Source organism: Enorma phocaeensis (genome assembly GCF_016901575.1).
Taxonomy (GTDB): domain Bacteria; phylum Actinomycetota; class Coriobacteriia; order Coriobacteriales; family Coriobacteriaceae; genus Limicola; species Limicola phocaeensis_A.
In genome coordinates, this window is record NZ_JACJKQ010000002.1 from 301,020 (window position 1) to 320,015 (window position 18,996).

Annotated in this window: 18 protein-coding genes; 10 read left to right on the forward strand and 8 right to left on the reverse strand. The window is 62.4% G+C overall.

The genetic code is table 11. The features are described from left to right. Positions 1 to 5: 5 nt before the first annotated feature. The 4 genes from H6A15_RS03115 to H6A15_RS03130 all read right to left on the reverse strand — a co-directional run bounded on the left by H6A15_RS03115 (position 6) and on the right by H6A15_RS03130 (position 4,685). Complete coding sequence (locus tag H6A15_RS03115) at positions 6 to 1,283, reverse strand: glycoside hydrolase family 3 protein (protein WP_204672228.1); 1,278 nt, start codon at positions 1,281 to 1,283, stop codon at positions 6 to 8. A 188-nt stretch (positions 1,284 to 1,471) separates the two neighbouring features. Continuing rightward, the gene (locus H6A15_RS03120) at positions 1,472 to 2,713 is read right to left on the reverse strand and encodes an iron-containing alcohol dehydrogenase (protein WP_204672229.1); all 1,242 of its coding nucleotides are present in this window, start codon (positions 2,711 to 2,713) and stop codon (positions 1,472 to 1,474) included. A gap of 132 nt (positions 2,714 to 2,845) precedes the next feature. Continuing rightward, entirely contained in the window at positions 2,846 to 3,220 is a 375-nt protein-coding gene (locus H6A15_RS03125) for a YolD-like family protein (RefSeq protein WP_204672230.1), read from the reverse strand. Next, positions 3,213 to 4,685: a DNA repair protein gene (locus tag H6A15_RS03130; protein ID WP_204672231.1), complete on the reverse strand. Its 1,473-nt coding sequence runs from the start codon at positions 4,683 to 4,685 to the stop codon at positions 3,213 to 3,215. Before H6A15_RS03130 ends, H6A15_RS03125 begins: the two co-directional genes overlap by 8 nt. Before the next feature lie 230 nt (positions 4,686 to 4,915). Between H6A15_RS03130 and pgi the strand changes: the two genes are divergently transcribed. The 9 genes from pgi to H6A15_RS03175 all read left to right on the forward strand — a co-directional run bounded on the left by pgi (position 4,916) and on the right by H6A15_RS03175 (position 13,714). Further along, positions 4,916 to 6,610 carry a glucose-6-phosphate isomerase gene (gene pgi, locus H6A15_RS03135; RefSeq protein WP_204672232.1) on the forward strand — a complete coding sequence of 565 codons (1,695 nt, stop codon included), beginning with the start codon at positions 4,916 to 4,918 and terminating at the stop codon, positions 6,608 to 6,610. Positions 6,611 to 6,864: 254 nt separating this feature from the next. Further along, complete coding sequence (locus H6A15_RS03140; protein ID WP_275060816.1) at positions 6,865 to 7,599, forward strand: GntR family transcriptional regulator; 735 nt, start codon at positions 6,865 to 6,867, stop codon at positions 7,597 to 7,599. A 299-nt stretch (positions 7,600 to 7,898) separates the two neighbouring features. After that, the gene (locus H6A15_RS03145; protein WP_158095318.1) at positions 7,899 to 8,321 is read left to right on the forward strand and encodes a PTS sugar transporter subunit IIA; all 423 of its coding nucleotides are present in this window, start codon (positions 7,899 to 7,901) and stop codon (positions 8,319 to 8,321) included. Between the two features lie 46 nt (positions 8,322 to 8,367). Next, positions 8,368 to 8,835, forward strand: coding sequence for a PTS sugar transporter subunit IIB (locus tag H6A15_RS03150; protein WP_087410876.1), 468 nt, complete (start codon positions 8,368 to 8,370; stop codon positions 8,833 to 8,835). Positions 8,836 to 9,050: 215 nt separating this feature from the next. Beyond that, positions 9,051 to 9,833, forward strand: coding sequence for a PTS mannose/fructose/sorbose/N-acetylgalactosamine transporter subunit IIC (locus tag H6A15_RS03155; RefSeq protein ID WP_087410875.1), 783 nt, complete (start codon positions 9,051 to 9,053; stop codon positions 9,831 to 9,833). Further along, on the forward strand, positions 9,814 to 10,668 hold the full coding sequence (locus H6A15_RS03160) for a PTS system mannose/fructose/sorbose family transporter subunit IID (RefSeq protein WP_087410874.1): 855 nt from the start codon (positions 9,814 to 9,816) through the stop codon (positions 10,666 to 10,668). Before H6A15_RS03155 ends, H6A15_RS03160 begins: the two co-directional genes overlap by 20 nt. A 153-nt stretch (positions 10,669 to 10,821) precedes the next feature. Continuing rightward, positions 10,822 to 11,817, forward strand: a complete 996-nt coding sequence (locus tag H6A15_RS03165; protein ID WP_204672269.1) for an SIS domain-containing protein — start codon at positions 10,822 to 10,824, stop codon at positions 11,815 to 11,817. Positions 11,818 to 11,885: 68 nt separating this feature from the next. Beyond that, the gene (locus H6A15_RS03170) at positions 11,886 to 12,974 is read left to right on the forward strand and encodes an SIS domain-containing protein (RefSeq protein WP_204672234.1); all 1,089 of its coding nucleotides are present in this window, start codon (positions 11,886 to 11,888) and stop codon (positions 12,972 to 12,974) included. 77 nt (positions 12,975 to 13,051) lie between these two features. Next, entirely contained in the window at positions 13,052 to 13,714 is a 663-nt protein-coding gene (locus H6A15_RS03175; protein WP_204672235.1) for an HAD family hydrolase, read from the forward strand. A gap of 820 nt (positions 13,715 to 14,534) precedes the next feature. Here the strand turns inward: H6A15_RS03175 and H6A15_RS03180 are convergent. The 3 genes from H6A15_RS03180 to H6A15_RS03190 all read right to left on the reverse strand — a co-directional run bounded on the left by H6A15_RS03180 (position 14,535) and on the right by H6A15_RS03190 (position 16,699). Next, positions 14,535 to 14,804 (reverse strand): hypothetical protein, encoded by a 270-nt coding sequence (locus H6A15_RS03180; protein ID WP_087410871.1) that lies wholly within the window; start codon positions 14,802 to 14,804, stop codon positions 14,535 to 14,537. A 186-nt stretch (positions 14,805 to 14,990) separates the two neighbouring features. Beyond that, a complete protein-coding gene (locus H6A15_RS03185) occupies positions 14,991 to 15,770 on the reverse strand; it encodes a TatD family hydrolase (RefSeq protein ID WP_204672236.1) in 780 nt (259 codons plus the stop codon). 2 nt (positions 15,771 to 15,772) lie between these two features. Next, positions 15,773 to 16,699, reverse strand: coding sequence for a tRNA threonylcarbamoyladenosine dehydratase (locus H6A15_RS03190; RefSeq protein WP_204672237.1), 927 nt, complete (start codon positions 16,697 to 16,699; stop codon positions 15,773 to 15,775). 216 nt (positions 16,700 to 16,915) lie between these two features. Here H6A15_RS03190 and ettA point away from each other — a divergent pair, with 216 nt between their 5' ends. Beyond that, a complete protein-coding gene (gene ettA / locus H6A15_RS03195) occupies positions 16,916 to 18,595 on the forward strand; it encodes an energy-dependent translational throttle protein EttA (RefSeq protein ID WP_204672238.1) in 1,680 nt (559 codons plus the stop codon). 100 nt (positions 18,596 to 18,695) lie between these two features. On the opposite strand, the gene H6A15_RS03200 is transcribed toward ettA, so the two are convergent. Then, positions 18,696 to 18,996: hypothetical protein (locus H6A15_RS03200; RefSeq protein ID WP_204672239.1), on the reverse strand; the 301-nt coding region annotated here is incomplete at its 5' end.

The following is an 18,996-nucleotide window of genomic DNA, read 5'->3' on the forward strand; positions in this document are numbered from 1 at the left end:
GCGGGCTATACGATGCCGGCTTCTTGCTTGGCGGCAAGGACGCGCAGCACCCGCTCATCGATGTCGTCTTCAGAAAGCGTCCCGGCGTATACGGCATCGAGCACGCCCTGGTAGGCCTCTTCGAGGTTTTCGGGAAGTAGCAGCATGTCCCCGCCCGCGAGAAAAAACCTCACGGCGGCGTCCGCCGCGCTGAAGCGCTGCGTTATCGCTCCCATTGAGAACGAGTCCGAGACGATGACGCCGGTAAAGCCGAGCTCGCCGCGGAGCACCCCGGTAATCATGGTGGGCGACAGGGACGCGGGGAGGCCGTCCGCCGCGAAGGCGGGCGTCTCGATGTGGCCGACCATGACGAGCGGGCAGCCGGCGGAGATGGCGGCGCGGAAGGGCTCAAGCTCGCACGAGGTGATCTGATCGCGCGTGCGCGAGGATACCGCCGCTCCCGTATGGGAGTCGCCGGGCGTGTCGCCGTGGCCGGGGAAATGCTTGACGCAGGGGAGCGTGCCCGCATCGAGCATCGCCTCGACCTCTGCGGATACCATGTCGGCGACGAGCTCGGGGTCGCTGCCAAACGCGCGCGGACCGATGACGGTGTTCTCGGGGTTGGTGAGCACGTCTGCCGATGGGGCGAAGTTTAGGTTGAAGCCGATGTCTTGCAGGTACCCGCCAATCGTCGCGCCCACCTCTGCCGCGCGTGCCGCATCGCGCGTGGCTCCGATTTCCGCCATGTTGGGGAAGGCGGGAACGTCGAAGAGGCCGGAGTTTGCAACGCGCGCGACGAGCGGTCCGCCCTCTTCGTCTACAGAGAGAAACGGGGCGATGCGTGCCCCGGTCGATGTGGCAAGCTCGCGCGTGCCGGCAAGGAGCTCGCGCACCTGCTGGGCGCTCTCGAGGTTTTGGCCAAAGTAGCAGATGCCCCCTACGGGAATGCGTTTCAGCCCCTTCTTGGTGAGCTCGCCGGCAACGGTCGCGCGGCTTGCGCCGGTAAGCGCCTCGGGCGTCACGATAAACAGCTGGGCGACCTTCTGCTTGAGCGTCATGGATGCCAGGAGCTGCTCGAGGGGGTCGTTGCCGGCAGGTGAATCGTTGCCCTGCGGCCCGTCCGCGCCGGCTTCCTGCGATGAGGGGCGAAGGGGGAGGGAGTCGGAGCCTGGGCCCTGCGCGGGCGCGTCCCCGGTCGCTCCGGGGCGGGCGCAGCCTTCGAGGCTTGCTGCTGCGGCGGCAAGAACGCCTGCCGCGATAAAGCCCCGGCGGCTGAACGGGGTCCTCTTCGCTGCGGTTTCCATATTCCCTCCCCTGTGCGTTTCCTACATCCTGCTCGCGGCGCATGATGCCGCCTCGTCGCCGGCAATCACGCCGCCGCCCGATGCTCCCGGGCCCCGACCGCGAGGCGCCGCCGCCCCTGCTCGTCCGAGTTTTCGAGGCGCTGCTCTCGAGGCGGCTGCGCCTTGGCCGTGCTCGGTGCTCCTGCAGGCTAGAGCGCGCTCAGATAGATGGCGCGCGCGTCATCGAGCGTGAGCTCCATACATGAGCCGAAGCGCTCGCCGCGGTTGATTCTAAGGCCGGGCATGAGCTTGTCGACATCCTCTTCCGTAACACCGAGGTCGCCCAGGGTGCGCGGCATGCCGAGCGAGCAGAAGAAGTCTTGGAGCTCGTCGATGGTGGCCTCGACGGCATCGTGGACGGCGCGTTCCGGGGTGATCTCCTCGTCGATGCCGGAGAGGTCGTCGACCTTTGGATCGACCGGTTCGATGCCAAAGACCTGACGGCCGAATTCCAGGAAGCGCTCGGGGTGCGCTCGCCAGACGAAGCGCATCCAGGCGGGGAAGATCACCGCCAGGCCCGCTCCGTGGGTGATCGTCGGATCAAGCGCGGAGAGCTCATGCTCAAGGCCGTGGCAGGTCCAATCGCCGTCGCGCTTTCCGGGAATCCCCAGGCCGCAGCCGGCAAGACCGTTGTGCGCGAGCGTGCCTATCCACATGAGGTTTGCGCGCGCCTCATAATCGCTGGGGTCGTCGGCGACCGTCTGAGCCGCTTCGATGGCGGCGCGGATCAGCCCGCAGGCGATGTTGTCGGTTACGGGGACCGCCGGCTCTCCCGAGAAGAAGCGCTCCATGATGTGGGCGATCATGTCTGTCACGCCCGCTGCCGTCTGATAGGCGGGCAGGGTGAAGGTGAGCTCGGGGTCCATGATGGCAAGCACCGGCCGGTTGAGGTCGGTGTTGATGCCGCACTTGAGCTGCTCGGCATCGTTGCTGATCACGCAGGAGTTGGATCCCTCCGAGCCGGATGCGGGAATGGTGAGCACCACGGCTACCGGCAGGCGGCGCTCCGGCTTCGCGCGCTTCATGAAGAAGTCCCATACGTCTCCGTCGTAGCAGGCGCCGAGTGCGATCGCCTTCGCGCAGTCGATGGCCGACCCGCCGCCCACGGGCACCACGACGTCCACCTGCTCGCGGCGGGCGCATTCGATTCCCTCGCGAACGAGCCCGATCTCCGGGTTGGGGCGTACGCCTCCGAGTTCGACATGCGTGACGCCTGCCGCGTCGAGCGATGCCTTCACGCGGTCGAGCGTGCCGGCGCGCACCACCGAGCCCCCGCCATACACGATGAGCGCGCGGCGATACCCGGCCGCGGCAACCTCCTCGCCGGTCCTGTCGCAGGCGCGGCGTCCGAAGACGAAGCGTGTGGGGGAGTAAAACGTAAAGTCGTTCATGTTCGCTCCAATCGTTGAGCCGTCGTGCTCATGGGTCGTTTCAGAGAGACATTCGATGCTGCATAGAAGATACCGCAATGGGCGCGCCTCGGTCGCGGCGCGGGGCATCGGCGCGTCCGGTCCGTCGCTCGCTTATCGAACGATGGAGAGCTCGCGTATGTCGTCGAGGCGAATGGGGGTCTTAACCACCATGAGCTCGCGCGACACAAGGTCTATGCGTGCGACGCATCCCGTGAGCGTCTCGTAGGCGTCGCGGTTGTAGTGCACCACGCGCACCACCTGCCCGCGGCGCAGCTGGGAAACCGTGCGCGAGAGCGCCTCCGCCTCTTCGTCGGTCAGCTCGTGGCGCGGCTCGCGCACGCGCTGCTGCTGCCGCACGAGCTCGTAGTAGCCTCGAAGCGCTGCGAACGGCATGAACTGGGCGGCGCGGTCTGCGCGCGCCCGCCCGCTGGCGCAGGTGCGCGGGGGCTCTCCTCGACCGCGTTGCCGGGGCGCTTCGTCACGCATGGTGTCCTCCCACCTGTTCGTTGCGCTCGCGTCCGGTGGCCTTGTCTCGGAGGCTCACCCCGCGTATGAGCGCGTTTTTGCCAAACTTATCCTTTACCGCGAGGACCGTTCGCATGAGGTCGCGCTCGCGTCCTTCCGCCTCGACGTCGCTAAACAGGTCAAAGGTGGCGAAGTCTTCGGGCAGCAGATTGCCGAGCCCCACGTTGATGCGGCGGATGGGCCGCCGCGGGTCTACGGTCTCGCGCCAGAGCGCCTCGAACTCATCCATGAGCTTGCGCAGCGAGTTGGTGCGCAAGGCGAGCTTGCGGGAGCCTCCGGCGTGTGCCCCGCCTCTCCCGCCGACCCGACGCTTCCCATGTTCGCCCACGACGTACGAGGGCAGGTCGCTTCCTGCAAGCCGGCCGTCCTGCACGGCGCCTATTGGGTCCTGCATGCCTGCCTGCACGTGGCGTTTGCCCGGGGCGCCCAGGTTCCTCTGGCCGCCTTGGCCCGGGCCGTCCCAATCCGCCCCGCTATAGGCATAGCCCACGTAGAGCGAGATGTGGTCGCAGACCTGCTGGCGCGACACCAGCTCGAGGACCGAGGTGTCCACCATCTCCTTGAACACGATGTGCGCCTCATCATAGGTGTAGTTCTGCGGCAACACCTGGCCGTTCACGTAGGAGGTCTCGGCTGGCCGGTAGGCCTGGATCTCGGCGATGGTCACCGGCTCGCGGCCGAAGGCATGGTCGATGAGGTACTCCGCGTTCACGCCCAGCTCGTCATAGAGGACGTCCTCGTTGAGCGCCGCGACGCCCATAAGGTCATAGACGCCGTGCGAGGCGAGCCGGGCGGCAATCCCGGGTCCGATGCCCCAGATGTCGGTGATGGGGCGATGCGGCCAGATCTCGCGCCGGAAGCTCTCCTCGTCGAGCTCGCCGATGTTGTCTGCCACATGTTTGGCGGTGATATCGAGCGCCACCTTGGCGAGAAACAGGTTGGTGCCGATGCCTGCCGTGGCGCAGATGCCCGTCTGGGTTCGCACCGCCGCCATGAGGCGCTTCGCGAAGTCGCGCGCGCCGAGCTCATAGAGCTTAAGGTAGGGCGTGGCGTCGATGAAGCATTCGTCGATAGAGTAGGGATGAATGTCCTGCGGGCTCACATATTCGAGGTATATGCCGTATATCTTGGCGGAGACCTCCATATAGTGGCGCATGCGCGGCTTCGCCATGATATAGGGGATGTCCTTGGGTATGTCGAACACGCGGCAGCGGTTGCGTATGCCGAGCGCCTTCATGGCGGGGGTGATCGCCAGGCAGATGGTGGACTCTCCGCGTTCGGGATCGGCTACCACGAGGTTAGTCTTGAAGGGGTCGAGTCCGCGGTCGGCGCATTCGACCGACGCGTAGAAGGTCTTCAGGTCGATGCAGACATAGGTGCGTTTTTCGGCGCTATCGTCGAATTGCGTGTCTTGGTTTTGCTTCATCGTCCCCTCACCACATCATAGAACATATGTTTCATTCTAAAGCATCGTAGCGTCGCATGCGGACACACATGGACCATCCACATGGGAGCGCCGGTAGCAAGAATCTTGCTTGTCGGCGGCCGACGCGTTTCCGGAGGTCCTCTTGTATCGGGCGCTGCGCTAAAATGGAGCACAGTCATCTTCGAGACCAGCGACGGAGCGCCTCGAAGCAAGCGCACAAGGAGGAAGCCATGCCAACTGTTTCCGCACCGATCGATGCGACCAAGACTTCTGCCTGGAAGGCCCTGGCAGCGCATCATGACAAGCTCGTCGAGGAGGGCATCGACCTCAAGGGCTGGTTCGCCGCCGATGCGAAGCGCGTCGAGAAGCTCAGCTTCGAAGCGGGCGACCTGCACTTCGACCTCTCCAAGAACCTCATCACCGACGAGACCGTGAAGCTGCTCGCCGACCTCGGCCGCGCGGTGAACCTCGAGCAGCGCCGTGACGACATGTACGCCGGCGTGCACATCAACACCACCGAGGATCGCGCCGTGCTGCATACCGCGCTTCGTCGTCCGAAGGACGAGATCGGCACCGTCATGGTCGACGGCCAGGATGCCGTCGCCGACGTGCACGAGGTCCTCGATCGCATGTATGCCTTTGCCGAGAAGGTTCGCTCCGGCGAGTGGAAGGGCGTCTCGGGCAAGCGCATCGAGCATTTGGTGTCCATCGGCATCGGCGGCTCCGACCTGGGTCCGGTCATGGTGTACGAGGCGCTCAAGCCGTATGCCGACGCCGGCATCGACTGCCGCTACATCTCCAACATCGACCCCAACGACCAGGCAGAGAAGCTCCGTGGCCTCGACCCGGAGACCACGCTCGTGATCATCGTCTCCAAGACCTTCACCACGCTCGAGACTCTCACCAACGCGCGCGAGGTCAAGGCTTGGATGCTCGACGCCCTCAAGGCCGCCGGCGCCGTCGACGGCACGCCCGAGCAGAACGCCGAGGCTATCAAGAAGCACTTCGTCGCCGTTTCCACCGCGCTTGACCTCGTCGCTGAGTTCGGCATCGATCCCGAGAACGCGTTCGGCTTCTGGAACTGGGTGGGCGGCCGCTACTCCGTCGACTCCGCCGTGGGCCTCTCGCTCATCGTGGTGTATGGACCCGAGCGCTTCCAGCAGTTCCTTGCGGGCTTCCATGCCATCGACGAGTACTTCCAGAAGACCCCGCTCGAGGAGAACGTCGTCGCGCTCATGGGCCTCATGAACGTGTGGTACGTGAACTTCTTCGGCATGAAGAGCCATGCCGTGCTGCCTTACACCCAGTATCTGCATCGTTTCCCGGCATATCTGCAGCAGCTCACCATGGAGTCCAACGGCAAGAGCGTGCGCTGGGACGGCACCCCGGTCACTTCCGGCACCGGCGAGGTGTTCTGGGGCGAGCCCGGCACCAACGGCCAGCATGCGTTCTATCAGCTCATCCATCAGGGCACCGAGGTCATCCCTGCGGACTTCATCGCCTTCGTGAACACCGCCAACCCCGCCAAGGACGGCGACCAGGACGTGCACGAGCTGTTTCTCGGCAACTTCCTCGCGCAGACCAAGGCGCTCGCGTTCGGCAAGACGGCCGACGAGGTGCGTGCAGAGGGTACGCCCGAGCAGATCGTTCCGGCGCGCGTGTTCACGGGCAACCGTCCGACCACCTCGATCTTCGGCGACGAGCTCACGCCGTTCGCGGTGGGCGAGCTCATCGCCCTGTACGAGCACATCACCTTCACCGAGGGCACCGTCTGGGGCATCGACTCCTACGACCAGTGGGGCGTCGAGCTCGGCAAGCAGCTCGCCAAGCAGATCACCCCGGCGTTCCATGACGACGAGGCCCTCGCGGCGCAGGACGCCTCCACGAAGGCGCTCATCGAGTTCTATCGCACACACCGCAAGTAAGGTGCGCGATGCCTCCTGCGACGTCGAGATGTCGTAATGGACGTATGACGCCGAATGATGGCGGACGGTTGTGGCTTACGGTCACACCGCCCGCCATTCTTTTTTGTTCGTTCACAAAATATGACTGATGCCTCGAGGCCTGTCCTTCTATCAGATGAGACGCCGCCCATCGTCAGCCATGCCCATACGGCTCGCTGCTTGGGTATAATGGTCTAGCCCGTCTTATTGTCAATCGTTGAAAGGGGCGACCGCCGATGGCGACCAAACTCGATGAGACGTCATCCACGCCGCTGTATGCCCAGCTCATGGCCGCGATCGTGTCTGCTATCGACGATGGCACCTATCAAATCGGCGATCGCATTCCCTCGGAAGAAAAGCTCATAGAGACCTATGCGGTGAGCCGCATCACGGTGCGTCGTGCCATCCGTGAGCTGGTTGAGGACGGGCGCCTTGTCAAGCGCCCCGGTAAGGGCACTTATGTTAACGAGCGTCAGGTCAAAGCGAAGTTTACGCAGGATAACGACGTAAACAGCTTCACGAATTCTTGCGCACAGAACGGCATGATCGCAGGGGCGCATCTCATTTCGCTCGATGTGGTTCCCGGCATGGATCAGGAAAGTGACTTCTTCGGGTATGGTGCAAAGGGCAGGCTTCTGCGCATCGAGCGTGTTCGCACCGCCGACGGCGTGCCCATCATGGTGGAAGAGAACTACTTCCCCTATGAGCGGTATGCGTTTCTTGAGCAAGAAGGCCACGAGAACACATCGCTTTTTGCGGTCATCTTCGCCCATCTGCATATGAAGCCCAGCCTGAAAGAGCCATGCACGCTCGATATCGAGAAGGCACCGACCACTTTGGCGGCGCATTTAGAGGTACCTTGTGGCGAGCCGCTCTTCCTGTATGTAGGCCGCTATTTTGACGATAACGGCGAGGCCATGTATCTAGGCAAGCAGCATATCGTGGGGTCACGCTTCACGTTCCGTATCTAGCAGGTGCCCGCCGCTTGCGTCAGGTGTTTGTCTGTTCCTTCATCCCGTATTATCCCGTACTACCGCTTACCACGATAATACTACCGTTTGCGGATTCCGATTCCCTGCTCCCAGTATGCAACCTCTGTTAGAGCCCTATGTAAATATGGCCTATTACCTGCATAAATAATAGATACAGCTGCTTGCATTGGGAGAATCTGCCGCAGTGGTTTCCACAAATGCCCTCTGGCGGTTCTGTGCCTTGAATGATATAACGGGTTATGACAGGTTATACCGACTCGCAAGGAGAGGGCGGAAACATGGCGCACATCATCATCGCCTCGCATGGCGGACTCGCCGAAGGTATGGTCGATTCTATCGGCATGGTTGCGGGAGGTGCCGCAGACCGCATCGAAACCTACAGCCTCCATCCGGGCGAGAACCCCAACGACTTTTATGAGGCGATGCGCGAGCGCGTTGCTCATGACAGCGAGCAGTACATCATCATGTGCGATATCAAGGGCGGCAGCGTTCACAATGCCCTTTTCCGTCTTACCGAGTTCCCCAACGTTGTTGTATTCGCAGGCGTGACGCTTGCTATGGCGCTCGAAGTTGTTCTGACGGTTCAGGATCGTCTTGAGCCCGATGCAGCAGAGCGCGTTCTCGATGCCGCGCGTGCGGGCGTCACCGTTTCGTTTGGTGGCGCGCTTCCGACTGACGAAGCGGAAGACGAGGAATTTTAGCTTCAAGCCGCGCGAGGGGCGCGGTTGCAAGGGAAAGGGGAGGCTCATGATTAAGCTTCTGCGTGTCGACCATCGTTTGCTCCACGGACAGGTTGCTGTGTCCTGGAAGAGTGCGCTCGACATCGACTGCATCCTGGTGGCAAACGACAAGGTTCCGGGCGACGCATTCCGTAAGTCTGCCATCAAGATGGCTAAGCCGGCAGACACGAAGCTTGTTATCAAGACCATCGATGATTCCATCGCGGCAATCACAAGCGGCGTCACCGACAAGTACAAGCTGCTTGTTGTGGTGGAGTCCATTGCCGACGCTGCTCGCCTGTGCCGCGCCTGCGGCATCAAGCAGCTCAACCTCGGCGGAACCAAGGCAACCCCCGAGACGCGCAGCCTTTCCAAGGCTGTGAATGTCACCGAGGATGAGACGGCGCTTCTGCGCGAGCTTATCGCCGAGGGCGTGGATGTCGAGATTCAGATGGTTCCCGACGATAGCCCGGTCAAGGCGGAGCGCGTTCTCTAAAGCAGCCTCGCAGGCGAATCTAGCACACAAATCCATAGATGCGTAAGCCCCGCATGCCGGGCTCGATACACCCGTTCAGTTTTTCGCTCAGCGGGAAGGGACTTTTGTGCGCAAATTCGCCCATACATCGGTCACCGCGACGCTGGTCAAGCCATGCGTTCGGGAAGATACGGCGGTCTAGCTACAGGTGCTAGGCCAAGAAGGAAGGAGTGGAGATGTTAGTCCAAGCGATTTTGCTCGGCCTCGTCGCCATGCTCGGCAACGCTGAGTACCTGTTGGGTACCAGCTGCCTCTCCCGTCCCCTGGTTATGGGTGCTCTTACGGGCATCATCATGGGGGATATTCCCACCGGCGTGACGCTGGGTGCCACGTTGGAGCTCGCCTTTATGGGTTCGTTCTCCATCGGTGCGAGCATTCCTCCCGAGATGATCTCGGGCACGGTGCTGGGTACGGCCTTCACCATCTCGACGGGTTCGGGGCTGGAGACGGCGCTCACTATCGGCATTCCTGTGGCATCGCTCGTCCTTATCGTAAAGAATGTCGGCATGGTCTTCATTCTGCCGCCGTTTGTGCACAAAGCCGATGACTATGCGGCCAAGGGTGACATGAAGGGCGTCGCTCGCATGCATTTCCTGGGCGGCTTCTTTGGCGTGAACCTCATCATCGGCCTGTGCGTGGCAATCGGCTTCTACGCAGGCGGCCCTGCCGTCCAGGCACTGCTCGACATCATTCCTGAGTGGGTTTCCAACGGTCTGCAGATCACCATGGGCCTGCTGCCCGCCATCGGCTTCGCGCTGCTGCTCAACATGATTATGAACAAGAAGGTTGCCTGCTTCTTCGTGCTTGGCTTTGCACTCTCTGTATACCTCGGTATCCCCACTACTGGCGTTGCCATCTTTGGCGCGGTCGCCGCGATTGTGCTCAGCCAGCTCCAGCATGCTGGCTCCACGCAGGTAGCTCTCGAGGGAGGTATGGACGATGACGACGAAGACTTCTAATGCGGTTGAGTCCGCGGCTTCGGGCGAGAAGAAACTCACCAAAAAAGATCTCAACAAGGTTGTCCTGCGCTCGCTGGGCATGGAGTGGGACTGGAACTACGAGCGGCAGATGAACATGGCATTTTGCTACAGCATGCTGCCGGTGATCAAGAAGCTCTATGACAAGCCCGAGGATCGTATCGACGCCATGAAGCGCCACCTCGAGTTTTTCAACACCACCCCTCAACTCTCCACGCTCATCCTCGGCATCACTGCCGCAATGGAGGAGACTGCTGCCAACGACCCTTCGTTCGACAAGGAGAGCATCTCCAACGTCAAGGTCTCGCTCATGGGTCCTTTGGCGGGCATCGGCGACTCCTTCATCTGGGGAACACTGCGCATCATTGCTACCGGCGTTGGTGTGTCGCTGGCGAGCCAAGGCAACATTTTGGGTCCGTTGCTCTTCCTCCTCATCTTCAATGTCCCTGCACAAGGTCTGCGTTACTACCTCATGCATATGGGCTACAAGCTGGGTAGCGGCTTTCTGCAGAAGATTCAGGAGAACGGTCTCATGGAGACCCTCACCTATGGCGCATCGGTGCTCGGCCTCATGGTGATCGGTTCCATGACCGCGGGCAACGTCGCGGTGAATGTGCCGCTCGTCATTGGCGAGGGAGATGCCGCGACCACGTTTGGCGATATCTGCAACACCATCATGCCTGGTCTGCTGCCCCTCGCTTTCACACTGTTCATCTACTACCTGGTGAGCAAGAAGAACGTCAAGACCACCACCTTGCTGCTGCTGTTGGTTGCCGTGGGTCTGGTCGGCTCGTTCTTTGGCATCCTGGGCGTCTAGGCGTCTGACCCATTCTGGCGGCGCGGGAGCACCGGAAGGTTCCCGTCCCGCGCCGTTTCGCGGCGCCGCAACGCATTTTTGTCCTGCACGCCGCATTCGAATTCACATCTTGAGAGACTTTTTTGATTCGTAAGGAGCTTAACTGTGTCTGATATGGTCAATTTCAATATGCAGAAGAAGGTCGACAGCGTGAACGGCGCCCTTGCCTTGCGCCCCCAGATCGAGCAGATCGTTGACGGCATCTGCGAGAAGGGCTACCGCAATATTTGCTGGATGGGCATCGGCGGCACCTGGGCGAGCGCCATGCAGGCGACGGTGCATATGAAGCAGTACTCGGGAATCGAGGTCTGGGCGGAGAACGCCGCCGAGTACCTCACCACCGGCAACAAGCGTATCGGCGAGGGCACCGTTGTGGTGACTTCTTCGGTCACCGGCAGCACGGTCGAGGTCGTCGAGGCCATCCGCAAGGCCCAGGCCGCTGGAGCTGAGGTAATCGGCTTCATCGACCGTCCCGAGACCGAGCTTGCCAAGATGGTCGACCACGAAATCGCCTACGACGAGAACGAGCAGCTCAAGTTTTTCATGGTGGCGGACCGCTTCATGAAGAACGCCGGCGATTTCGACCAGTACGACGCCCAGTACGCCAACTACGACGCACACCTGGCCCAGGCCCTGGTGGACGTCGAGTGCGCAGCCGACGAGTTCGCCGCCGCCTTTGCCAAGAAGCATTGCGAAGACCAGATGCACTACTTTGTGGGCGCGGGCAACCAGTGGGGTGCCACCTACTCCTACGCCATGTGCTACTGGGAGGAGCAGCTGTGGATGAAGACCAAGTCCATCACTGCGCCCGAGTTCTTCCACGGCATGTTCGAGATCGTGACCAAGAACACACCTGTCACCATCTACGTGGGCGAGGACGCCCAGCGCCCGCTCTCCGAGCGCGTGGTGCGTTTCATCCCGCGCATCTGCGCGAACTACACGGTGATCGACACGAAGGACTACGAGCTCGCTGGTATCGAGCCCGAGTTCCGTGGTGACATCTCGCACCTCGTGATGCACGCCGTGAACAATCGCATCGACGTGCACATGGAGATCGAGACGCGCCATCCCATGGACATCCGCCGCTACTATCGCAGGCTCGACTACTAACAACCATGTTCAAACGATGTGCCGCGCGGGGCTTTGCCGCCCCGCGCGGCATAGGCAGGAGGTGCGGCATGGACCGGAAGATGACCATGCTTGATTACATCGATGAGGCCCCCTTGGCAGCGCGTGCGAACATCGCTCGGCGCGACGAGCTTGTTGGTCCTGTAATGGGGCTTTGCGAGAGCGGGATGCCACGGCGTATCGTGTTAGTTGCGTCAGGCTCATCGTACAACGCATGCGTTTGTGCCCTGCCGTTTATGCGGTCCTGCCTGGGCGCGGCTTGCGCGCTACGGCTCGTGACGCCGTTTGCGCTCACGTATTACGAGCATGACCTCACGCCGGACGACTTGGTGCTCGTGGTGACGCAGAGCGGCCTCTCCACCAACGCGATTGAGGCGCTCGATGCCCTGCGTGTCCGCGGCCTTCGCGCCGCGTGTCTTACGGGCAACGTGGAGAGCGACGTGCGCGACCATGCGGATACGGTCATTGACTACGGCGTGGGCGAGGAGCTCGTTGGATACGTGACCAAGGGCGTCACAACGCTTACGGTGTTTTTAATGCTGCTCGCGGCACGTCTGGGAGCGTGCGAGGAGCGTGTGAGCGAAATCGAGGGCGCCCTTGGCGTGGCCGAGGCTGTACGTGCTGCGGCCGATCCCTTCTACGAACAGCACATCAAGCGCTTTACGGGTATGGACGTATGTTATTGCTGCGGAACGGAGCCCACACGTGGTGTGACCCGCGAAGGGGCCCTCAAGATCGGTGAGACGGTACACGTTCCCAGCCCCGCTTATGAGGTGGAAGAGTATATTCATGGGCCCAACCTCCAGCTGACGCCTTCCTACACCTGCCTCTTTTTTGATGCGGGCGACGAGGCCTCTGCACGGGTGGAGCGAGTGTGGAGGGCAACCTGCGAGGTCACTGACAGCGCATTTCTGGTGACGCCGCATTCTCTCGCTGGGTCCGACGGACGCGCCCTCGTCACGCCGCCGCTGCCCACACCTGATGTCGCTTCCCTTGCGTACCTGCCGTTCATTCAGTTGTTGAGCTATCGGGTGAGTACTGCTTTGGGAGGCACGCGCCAGCATCCGCTTATGAGGAGGTTCAAGGCGGTTGCCGCGGCCAAAACGGGGCATTTCGTCAATTACGACGAGGACGATTGATACAATGCCACTACCGTGATGAATGGCCCCACAGCTGCGGGGTTCATTCATATAAAGGCAACATGAAGTAAGGGGGCATGGCTGTGCCGTTTCCGTATCAGGCCGTCATCTTTGACATGGACGGCGTCATCGTCGACACCGAGCTGTACTACTGGAACCAGATTCGAGACTTCTCCGAAGCGTTCGGGCTGGGCCTGACCGTGGACGACCTCAACAAGCAGGTGGGGCAGTCCCACCAGGCTTTCCAGCGCAGCGTCGCCCGTTGGCTCAAACAGGGCGGCAGGGGAGACTACACCCCCGAGGAGGCCGAGCGCGTCTATGACGATTGGGCCCGCGACCTGCCGAAAGACTATCGTGCCCTGATGAACCCGGGAGTGGGCTCCACCATCGAGGCACTGAAGGGCATGGGCGTGCGCGTCGCCCTGGCCTCGTCTTCTCCTCGCCGCAACATCGATGCCGTGCTCGCGGAATGCGGCCTTACAGACGCTTTCGAGCTCATCGTATCGGGTGCCGACTTCAAAGAGAGCAAGCCCAATCCCGAGATCTACCTGCATACCATCGAGGCGCTGGGGTTGCCTGCGGAGAAGTGCTGCTGCATCGAGGACTCCGTTCCGGGCATCACTGCCGGCAAGCGCGCCGGCCTCACCGTGATTGCCAAGCGCGAGGAGCGCTTCGGCTTCTCGCAGGACGCCGCCGACATCATCATCGACCAGATTCCCGACTTGCTGTCGATTGCATAGAGGGGCTATCGACCTGCTCGGGGCCGGCGAACCCGGTTCCGAGATATTGTGGGCGACGCGGACCTAATGCATGTGGAGGGGCGGAGGCCGTACGCCCCTCCTTCTTTGACCAAGATGAAGGCATGACGCGCCGGTCTCCCGACAAATCAAGCTTGATGGTCCAAAGTGTTCGGCACGTTTATGCTGGTTGGACTTTTTGATACATCGCTATGTAAAGAAATCGCAGCTTATCACGTCGAGCGCGTAAAGAATATACATGGTGTGAGAGGGCCAGCGGGCGCCGTCCCTCCGAAGCCGCCCCGAAGTGTGCAAAAAATCGATTTGTCGGTCAACTTAAGGTGGCGCAGGGAGGACGCATAAAGAAAACCCGAGGATGCTGTTGAGATATATTCTCAATAAATGTGATGGGGCATGTGTATAAGCCATCTCATTGACCGACAAATCGATTTTTTGCACAGAATTCGCGCGCTGCGAACGAGAAGCTTTTCTCCAGCTCGATCTGGAGCACATTCTTATCCAGAATCAATCCATTCTTATGCATTTTGATGGGATGTCTCCCTTTATTGAGTGTTTGCGGCCCGTCGGGCAAGATGTCGGACGTGGCGACTCGGGAACGCGCCGATGTCGACGCTGGTTCCTAGCGCAAGAGGCCTATGCTGCATGAAAAGCTTCTTGCGTGTTTCAAGCGGGCGCCCATATCCGAAGCGCGTCGGGGGCGTGTCGGGCAACGCATATAAGGCGGCCGGCACGTCGTTCTCATTGACGCGCCGGCCACCCCATTATGCCGTGCAATCCGAGAGCGTGTTCAGGCGGATAGCGGCTATGCCTGGCGTATGGGCAGCGAGTTCATGGCGCCGTGGGCGGAGCGGACGGTTGCGGCGGCGCGAGCCCCCGTCGAGGAGCCTTCGTCATGCCATGTCGGCTTGACGCGTGCAGTCCAGCCGAGGGAGGCGTCCTTTGGCTGGAACCAGGTAGACCAGCGACGTGCAAGCGAGGGCGCGACCGAGCCGAGCCCCTCGGCTGCAAGACACGCCACCACCGGCAGGGCGATCATTCCAACGAGTGTGAAGACGGCGTTTGCGTTCATCATCGGTCCTCCTATCGCAAGCTCGGCGGCTATTGATGCCTCATCAATTGCATACCCGCTTTTATTGCGGCTAAGCGGGAGTTTTGGCGACCGGCGTCTAAGGGCCGCCGACCCGTTGGTCGGCAAGGCGTCGTTTGGAGGGGCGTATTCGCATGGAGGTGCGGCCTGGCTTGAGCACGGCGTGGCCGGCTAGCAGAGGAGCGACAAGCTTGTCTGCGCTATATGAGCGCCGAGGTCGTGGGAGTCGACGTTGCGGATCGCTGCGACGGCGTCAAGCGTGCGCGCAAGCGATGCCTCGAGGTCTTGTGCGTTCCAGGGCGCATCGAGCTGAGGGGGCGCATCCGTCTCAAGAAGCAGGCGATCCTCTGGGATGATGCGCGCATACTCCCGCCCGCGTTTGGTGGCGAGCATGTGCTCATTGACGGAAAAGAAGCAGCCTGCCCGCCGTGCCCGCGCGAGTTCATCAGAAGTTCCCGAGAACCAATGAAAGATGCATGAGAGCCCAGGCGGGGCGGCCTTTCCCGCAAGGCTGTATCGTTCCAGCACATCGAGCGCCGCGCCGGCGGACCGCACCGCATGGATCGAGAGCACGCGGTGGGGGAGGTGGCGCTCCGCAACGGTCTCGGCCATCCGGCAAAACGCTTCAAGCTGTCGCTCGCGCGCATGCTCGTGGCGACGGCTAAAGTCGAGGCCGACTTCCCCTACGAAGGCAGAGCTTGAGACGAGCTCGACAAGAAGGTCGACATCGCTGTCGGTGCAGCTTCCGTCCGAGAGCCACCACGGGTGCAAGCCGACACCCACGCGAACGGTGTCGCAGGACCCCAGCGTGCGCCGTGCCAGGAGCGCTTCCCGAGGCGCGACGGTGGTGTCAAGAATTGCGATCCCGAGTCTGGCGGCGTCGCTCGCGACCGCCGGCGCGTCAGCGATGCGGTCAAGGTGGCAATGCATGTCTACGAGGCGCGCTTCCATGGCTACGCCTTCCGATTTCCGGCAGGCATCGAGGCGGGCTCGTGGGTGCGCAGCCGGAGCGCGGGGGCGGCCGCTGCCTCGTCTGGGTGGCTGGTGGCAGGCTGGCCGCCGGCTGGCGCGCCTCCTGCCTCGGTACCGCGCGCGCGGCCCCGCCCTTTTGCCTGGGCGCCATCGATAATCGAGCGAATCACGTGGCCAGCGATCATCTGTCCCATGATGGGAGGCAGGTACGATGCCGTGCCAAGCGGGGCTTTCGGGGCGCCGGCTTGCCGCCCGGCGCGCGCGGCCCCGCCCGGTCGCCTCATGGGCTCCTCGAAGGAGGACAGCACGGTGAGGCGATCGATGCCGCGCTTGCGGCACTCCTTGCGCATCACGCGCGCAAGCGGGTCGTTTGCAGTCTCAAACACGTCGCAGACGCGCAGCTTGGATGGGTCGAGCTTCATGGCGCCGCCCATGCTGCTGATGAGGGGCACGCCCCGCTCGGCCGCCCATGAGGCGACGGCGAGCTTTGCGGACACGGTGTCGATGGCGTCCACCACATAGGCGGGCATGCCCTGCTTCGAGATGATGCCGTCCATAAGCGCGGGGACGTTTTCTGCTTTCAGAAACACATCGATGGGGCTGACCTCTGCCTCGGGGTTGATGCGGGCGATGAGGTCGCGCATAGCCTCCACTTTGCGTTTGCCGACGGTGTCGACGAAGGCGATTGCCTGCCGGTTGATGTTGCTCGGAGCCACCTCGTCGCCATCCACGATGACGAGCCTGCCCACGCCGCCGCGAACAAGCGCCTCCACGCAGTTCGAGCCGACGCCGCCCACGCCGAGCACGACGACGAGGCTTCGGCGCAACCGGTCGAGTCCCGCCTGCCCCCACATGAGTTCGAGCCTCGAAGTCGCCGTTTCGGGCGCGATGTCGCGTGAATCGTTCATAGGTGCCGCCTGCTCGTCGGGGTTCACTGGTGCTACGTAAGTATAGGGTAGCGCTCGAAATGAATCGAATGCGGTGGGTCTCCTGCTTAGGTGGTTTCGTGATGGAGACGGGGCGATAGTGCGGCAAATCGTCGCGGTACCTGAGACTATACGGTACGACCGACAAAGCTGCCGATTAATGTCAAGGCGGCAGGCGTGCGAGCAACAAGGAGCGACATGGCAGAGTTCATCTACCAAATGTATCAGGCGCGCAAGGCGCATGGCGACAAGGTCATCTTGGACGACGTGACCCTTTCGTTCTATCCCGGTGCCAAGATCGGCGTCGTGGGCCCAAACGGCATGGGCAAGTCTACGCTGCTCAAGATCATGGCGGGCGTCGAGGAGGTCTCGAACGGCGAGGCGCGCCTCACGCCGGGCTACACCGTTGGCCTGCTTCCGCAGGAGCCGCCGCTCGATGACGACAAGACCGTCATCGAGAACATTCGCATGGCCTTTGGCGACATGCTTGCCAAGATCGACCGCTTCAACAAGATCGGCGAGGAGATGGCCGAGCCCGACGCCGACTTCGATGCGCTCATGGCCGAGATGGGCAAGCTTCAGGACGAGATCGACGCGGCCGACGCCTGGGATATCGACAGCAAGCTGGGCGTGGCGATGGATGCGCTGCAGTGTCCCGACGCCGATACTCCGGTGAGCGTCCTCTCGGGCGGCGAGCGTCGTCGCGTGGCGCTCTGCAAGCTCCTGCTTGAGGCGCCCGACCTGCTGCTGCTCGACGAGCCTACGAACCACCTCGACGCCGAATCGGTGCTGTGGCTCGAGCACTTCCTCAAAAACTACCAGGGAGCGGTGCTCGCCGTCACGCACGACCGCTACTTCTTGGACAACGTCGCCGAGTGGATCTGCGAGGTCGACCGCGGCCACCTCTATCCCTACAAAGGCAACTACTCCACCTACCTGGAGACCAAGGCGGCGCGCATCGCCGCGCAGGGGCAGCGCGACGCCAAGCTTGCCAAGCGCATGGCATCGGAGCTCGAGTGGGTGCGCTCCAGCCCCAAGGCCCGCCAGGCCAAGAACAAGGCCCGCCTCGCCCGCTACGAGGAGATGGAGGCAGAGGCGCGTGCAAGCCAGAAGCTCGACTGGACCGACATCCGCATTCCCGTCGGCCCGCGCCTGGGCGCCAAGGTCCTCGAGGTCGAGCACCTGCACAAGGAGTTCGATGGCCGCGTGCTCATCGATGACCTCTCCTTCAGCCTGCCGCGCAACGGCATCGTGGGCGTCATCGGCCCCAACGGCGTGGGCAAGTCGACGCTTTTCAAGATGATCATCGGCTCTGAGCAGCCCACCTCTGGTTCCATCACGTTGGGCGAGACCGTGAAGATCTCCTATGTCGACCAGAACCGCGAGGGAATCGATGCCGACAAGACGCTCTGGGAGGTCGTCTCCGGCGGCACCGACAAGATGCTCGTGGGAGAGACCGAGGTCCCGAGCCGCGCTTACGTGGCGAGCTTCGGCTTCAAGGGGCAGGACCAGCAGAAGCGTGCCGGCGTGCTCTCCGGCGGCGAGCGCAACCGCCTGAACCTCGCCCTCACGCTCAAGCAGGGCGGAAACCTCCTGCTGCTCGACGAGCCCACGAACGACCTGGACGTCGAGACGCTCTCCTCGCTCGAGGCGGCGCTGCTCGAGTTCCCGGGCTGCAGCGTGGTCATCAGCCACGACCGCATGTTCCTGGACCGCGTCGCCACCCACATCCTGGCATGGGAGGGAACCGACGAGAACCCGGGCAACTGGCATTGGTTTGAAGGCAACTTCGAGTCCTACCAGGAGAACCGCGTGGCGCGCCTGGGCGAGGACGCCGCGAAGCCGCACCGCATCCATCGCAAGCTGACGCGCGACTAGCGCTCGACGCAACAGACGGCGCCGCTCGATCCCGTTTTGGCGCCAAGGCAAGGAGGCCCCGACGCCGCGACCAAGGTCGCATGACGGCGGGGCCTCCTTCTTATGCTTCGGGACCCTCTACTGACTCAACGGCCCAGGACGTCCCCTGGCCGCTCCGGCGCTTGATGGTCACCCTTGCTTCAAGACGCGCCCCGTCGCGAACGACACCTATGGGGAACGTGGCGCGCGAGCGGTTTCCATCGATGGCGTGGCGCTGCTTGGCGATGTCGAAGTAGCAGCTCAAGATGCCGAGGACGTCTGCGCCGAACGGCAGCAGGCGCGAAAGCTTGCCCAGCTGATCGCCGGGGCAGAAGACCTCGAGGGCGAAGTCGGTGGGGTAGTCCTGTCTCTTATACACATCT

What these genes read in the sequence shown, in the direction of transcription:
- H6A15_RS03120 (WP_204672229.1), bottom strand. Translation starts at nt 2,713, where the DNA reads ATGAACGACTTTACGTTTTACTCCCCCACACGCTTCGTCTTCGGACGC.
- H6A15_RS03175 (WP_204672235.1), top strand. Translation starts at nt 13,052, where the DNA reads ATGGCTGTGCCGTTTCCGTATCAGGCCGTCATCTTTGACATGGACGGC.
- H6A15_RS03115 (WP_204672228.1), bottom strand. Translation starts at nt 1,283, where the DNA reads ATGGAAACCGCAGCGAAGAGGACCCCGTTCAGCCGCCGGGGCTTTATC.
- H6A15_RS03180 (WP_087410871.1), bottom strand. Translation starts at nt 14,804, where the DNA reads ATGATGAACGCAAACGCCGTCTTCACACTCGTTGGAATGATCGCCCTG.
- H6A15_RS03170 (WP_204672234.1), top strand. Translation starts at nt 11,886, where the DNA reads ATGGACCGGAAGATGACCATGCTTGATTACATCGATGAGGCCCCCTTG.
- H6A15_RS03155 (WP_087410875.1), top strand. Translation starts at nt 9,051, where the DNA reads ATGTTAGTCCAAGCGATTTTGCTCGGCCTCGTCGCCATGCTCGGCAAC.
- H6A15_RS03190 (WP_204672237.1), bottom strand. Translation starts at nt 16,699, where the DNA reads ATGAACGATTCACGCGACATCGCGCCCGAAACGGCGACTTCGAGGCTC.
- H6A15_RS03165 (WP_204672269.1), top strand. Translation starts at nt 10,822, where the DNA reads ATGGTCAATTTCAATATGCAGAAGAAGGTCGACAGCGTGAACGGCGCC.
- H6A15_RS03185 (WP_204672236.1), bottom strand. Translation starts at nt 15,770, where the DNA reads ATGGAAGCGCGCCTCGTAGACATGCATTGCCACCTTGACCGCATCGCT.
- H6A15_RS03145 (WP_158095318.1), top strand. Translation starts at nt 7,899, where the DNA reads ATGGCGCACATCATCATCGCCTCGCATGGCGGACTCGCCGAAGGTATG.
- H6A15_RS03150 (WP_087410876.1), top strand. Translation starts at nt 8,368, where the DNA reads ATGATTAAGCTTCTGCGTGTCGACCATCGTTTGCTCCACGGACAGGTT.
- pgi (WP_204672232.1), top strand. Translation starts at nt 4,916, where the DNA reads ATGCCAACTGTTTCCGCACCGATCGATGCGACCAAGACTTCTGCCTGG.
- H6A15_RS03140 (WP_275060816.1), top strand. Translation starts at nt 6,865, where the DNA reads ATGGCGACCAAACTCGATGAGACGTCATCCACGCCGCTGTATGCCCAG.
- H6A15_RS03130 (WP_204672231.1), bottom strand. Translation starts at nt 4,685, where the DNA reads ATGAAGCAAAACCAAGACACGCAATTCGACGATAGCGCCGAAAAACGC.
- ettA (WP_204672238.1), top strand. Translation starts at nt 16,916, where the DNA reads ATGGCAGAGTTCATCTACCAAATGTATCAGGCGCGCAAGGCGCATGGC.
- H6A15_RS03125 (WP_204672230.1), bottom strand. Translation starts at nt 3,220, where the DNA reads ATGCGTGACGAAGCGCCCCGGCAACGCGGTCGAGGAGAGCCCCCGCGC.
- H6A15_RS03160 (WP_087410874.1), top strand. Translation starts at nt 9,814, where the DNA reads ATGACGACGAAGACTTCTAATGCGGTTGAGTCCGCGGCTTCGGGCGAG.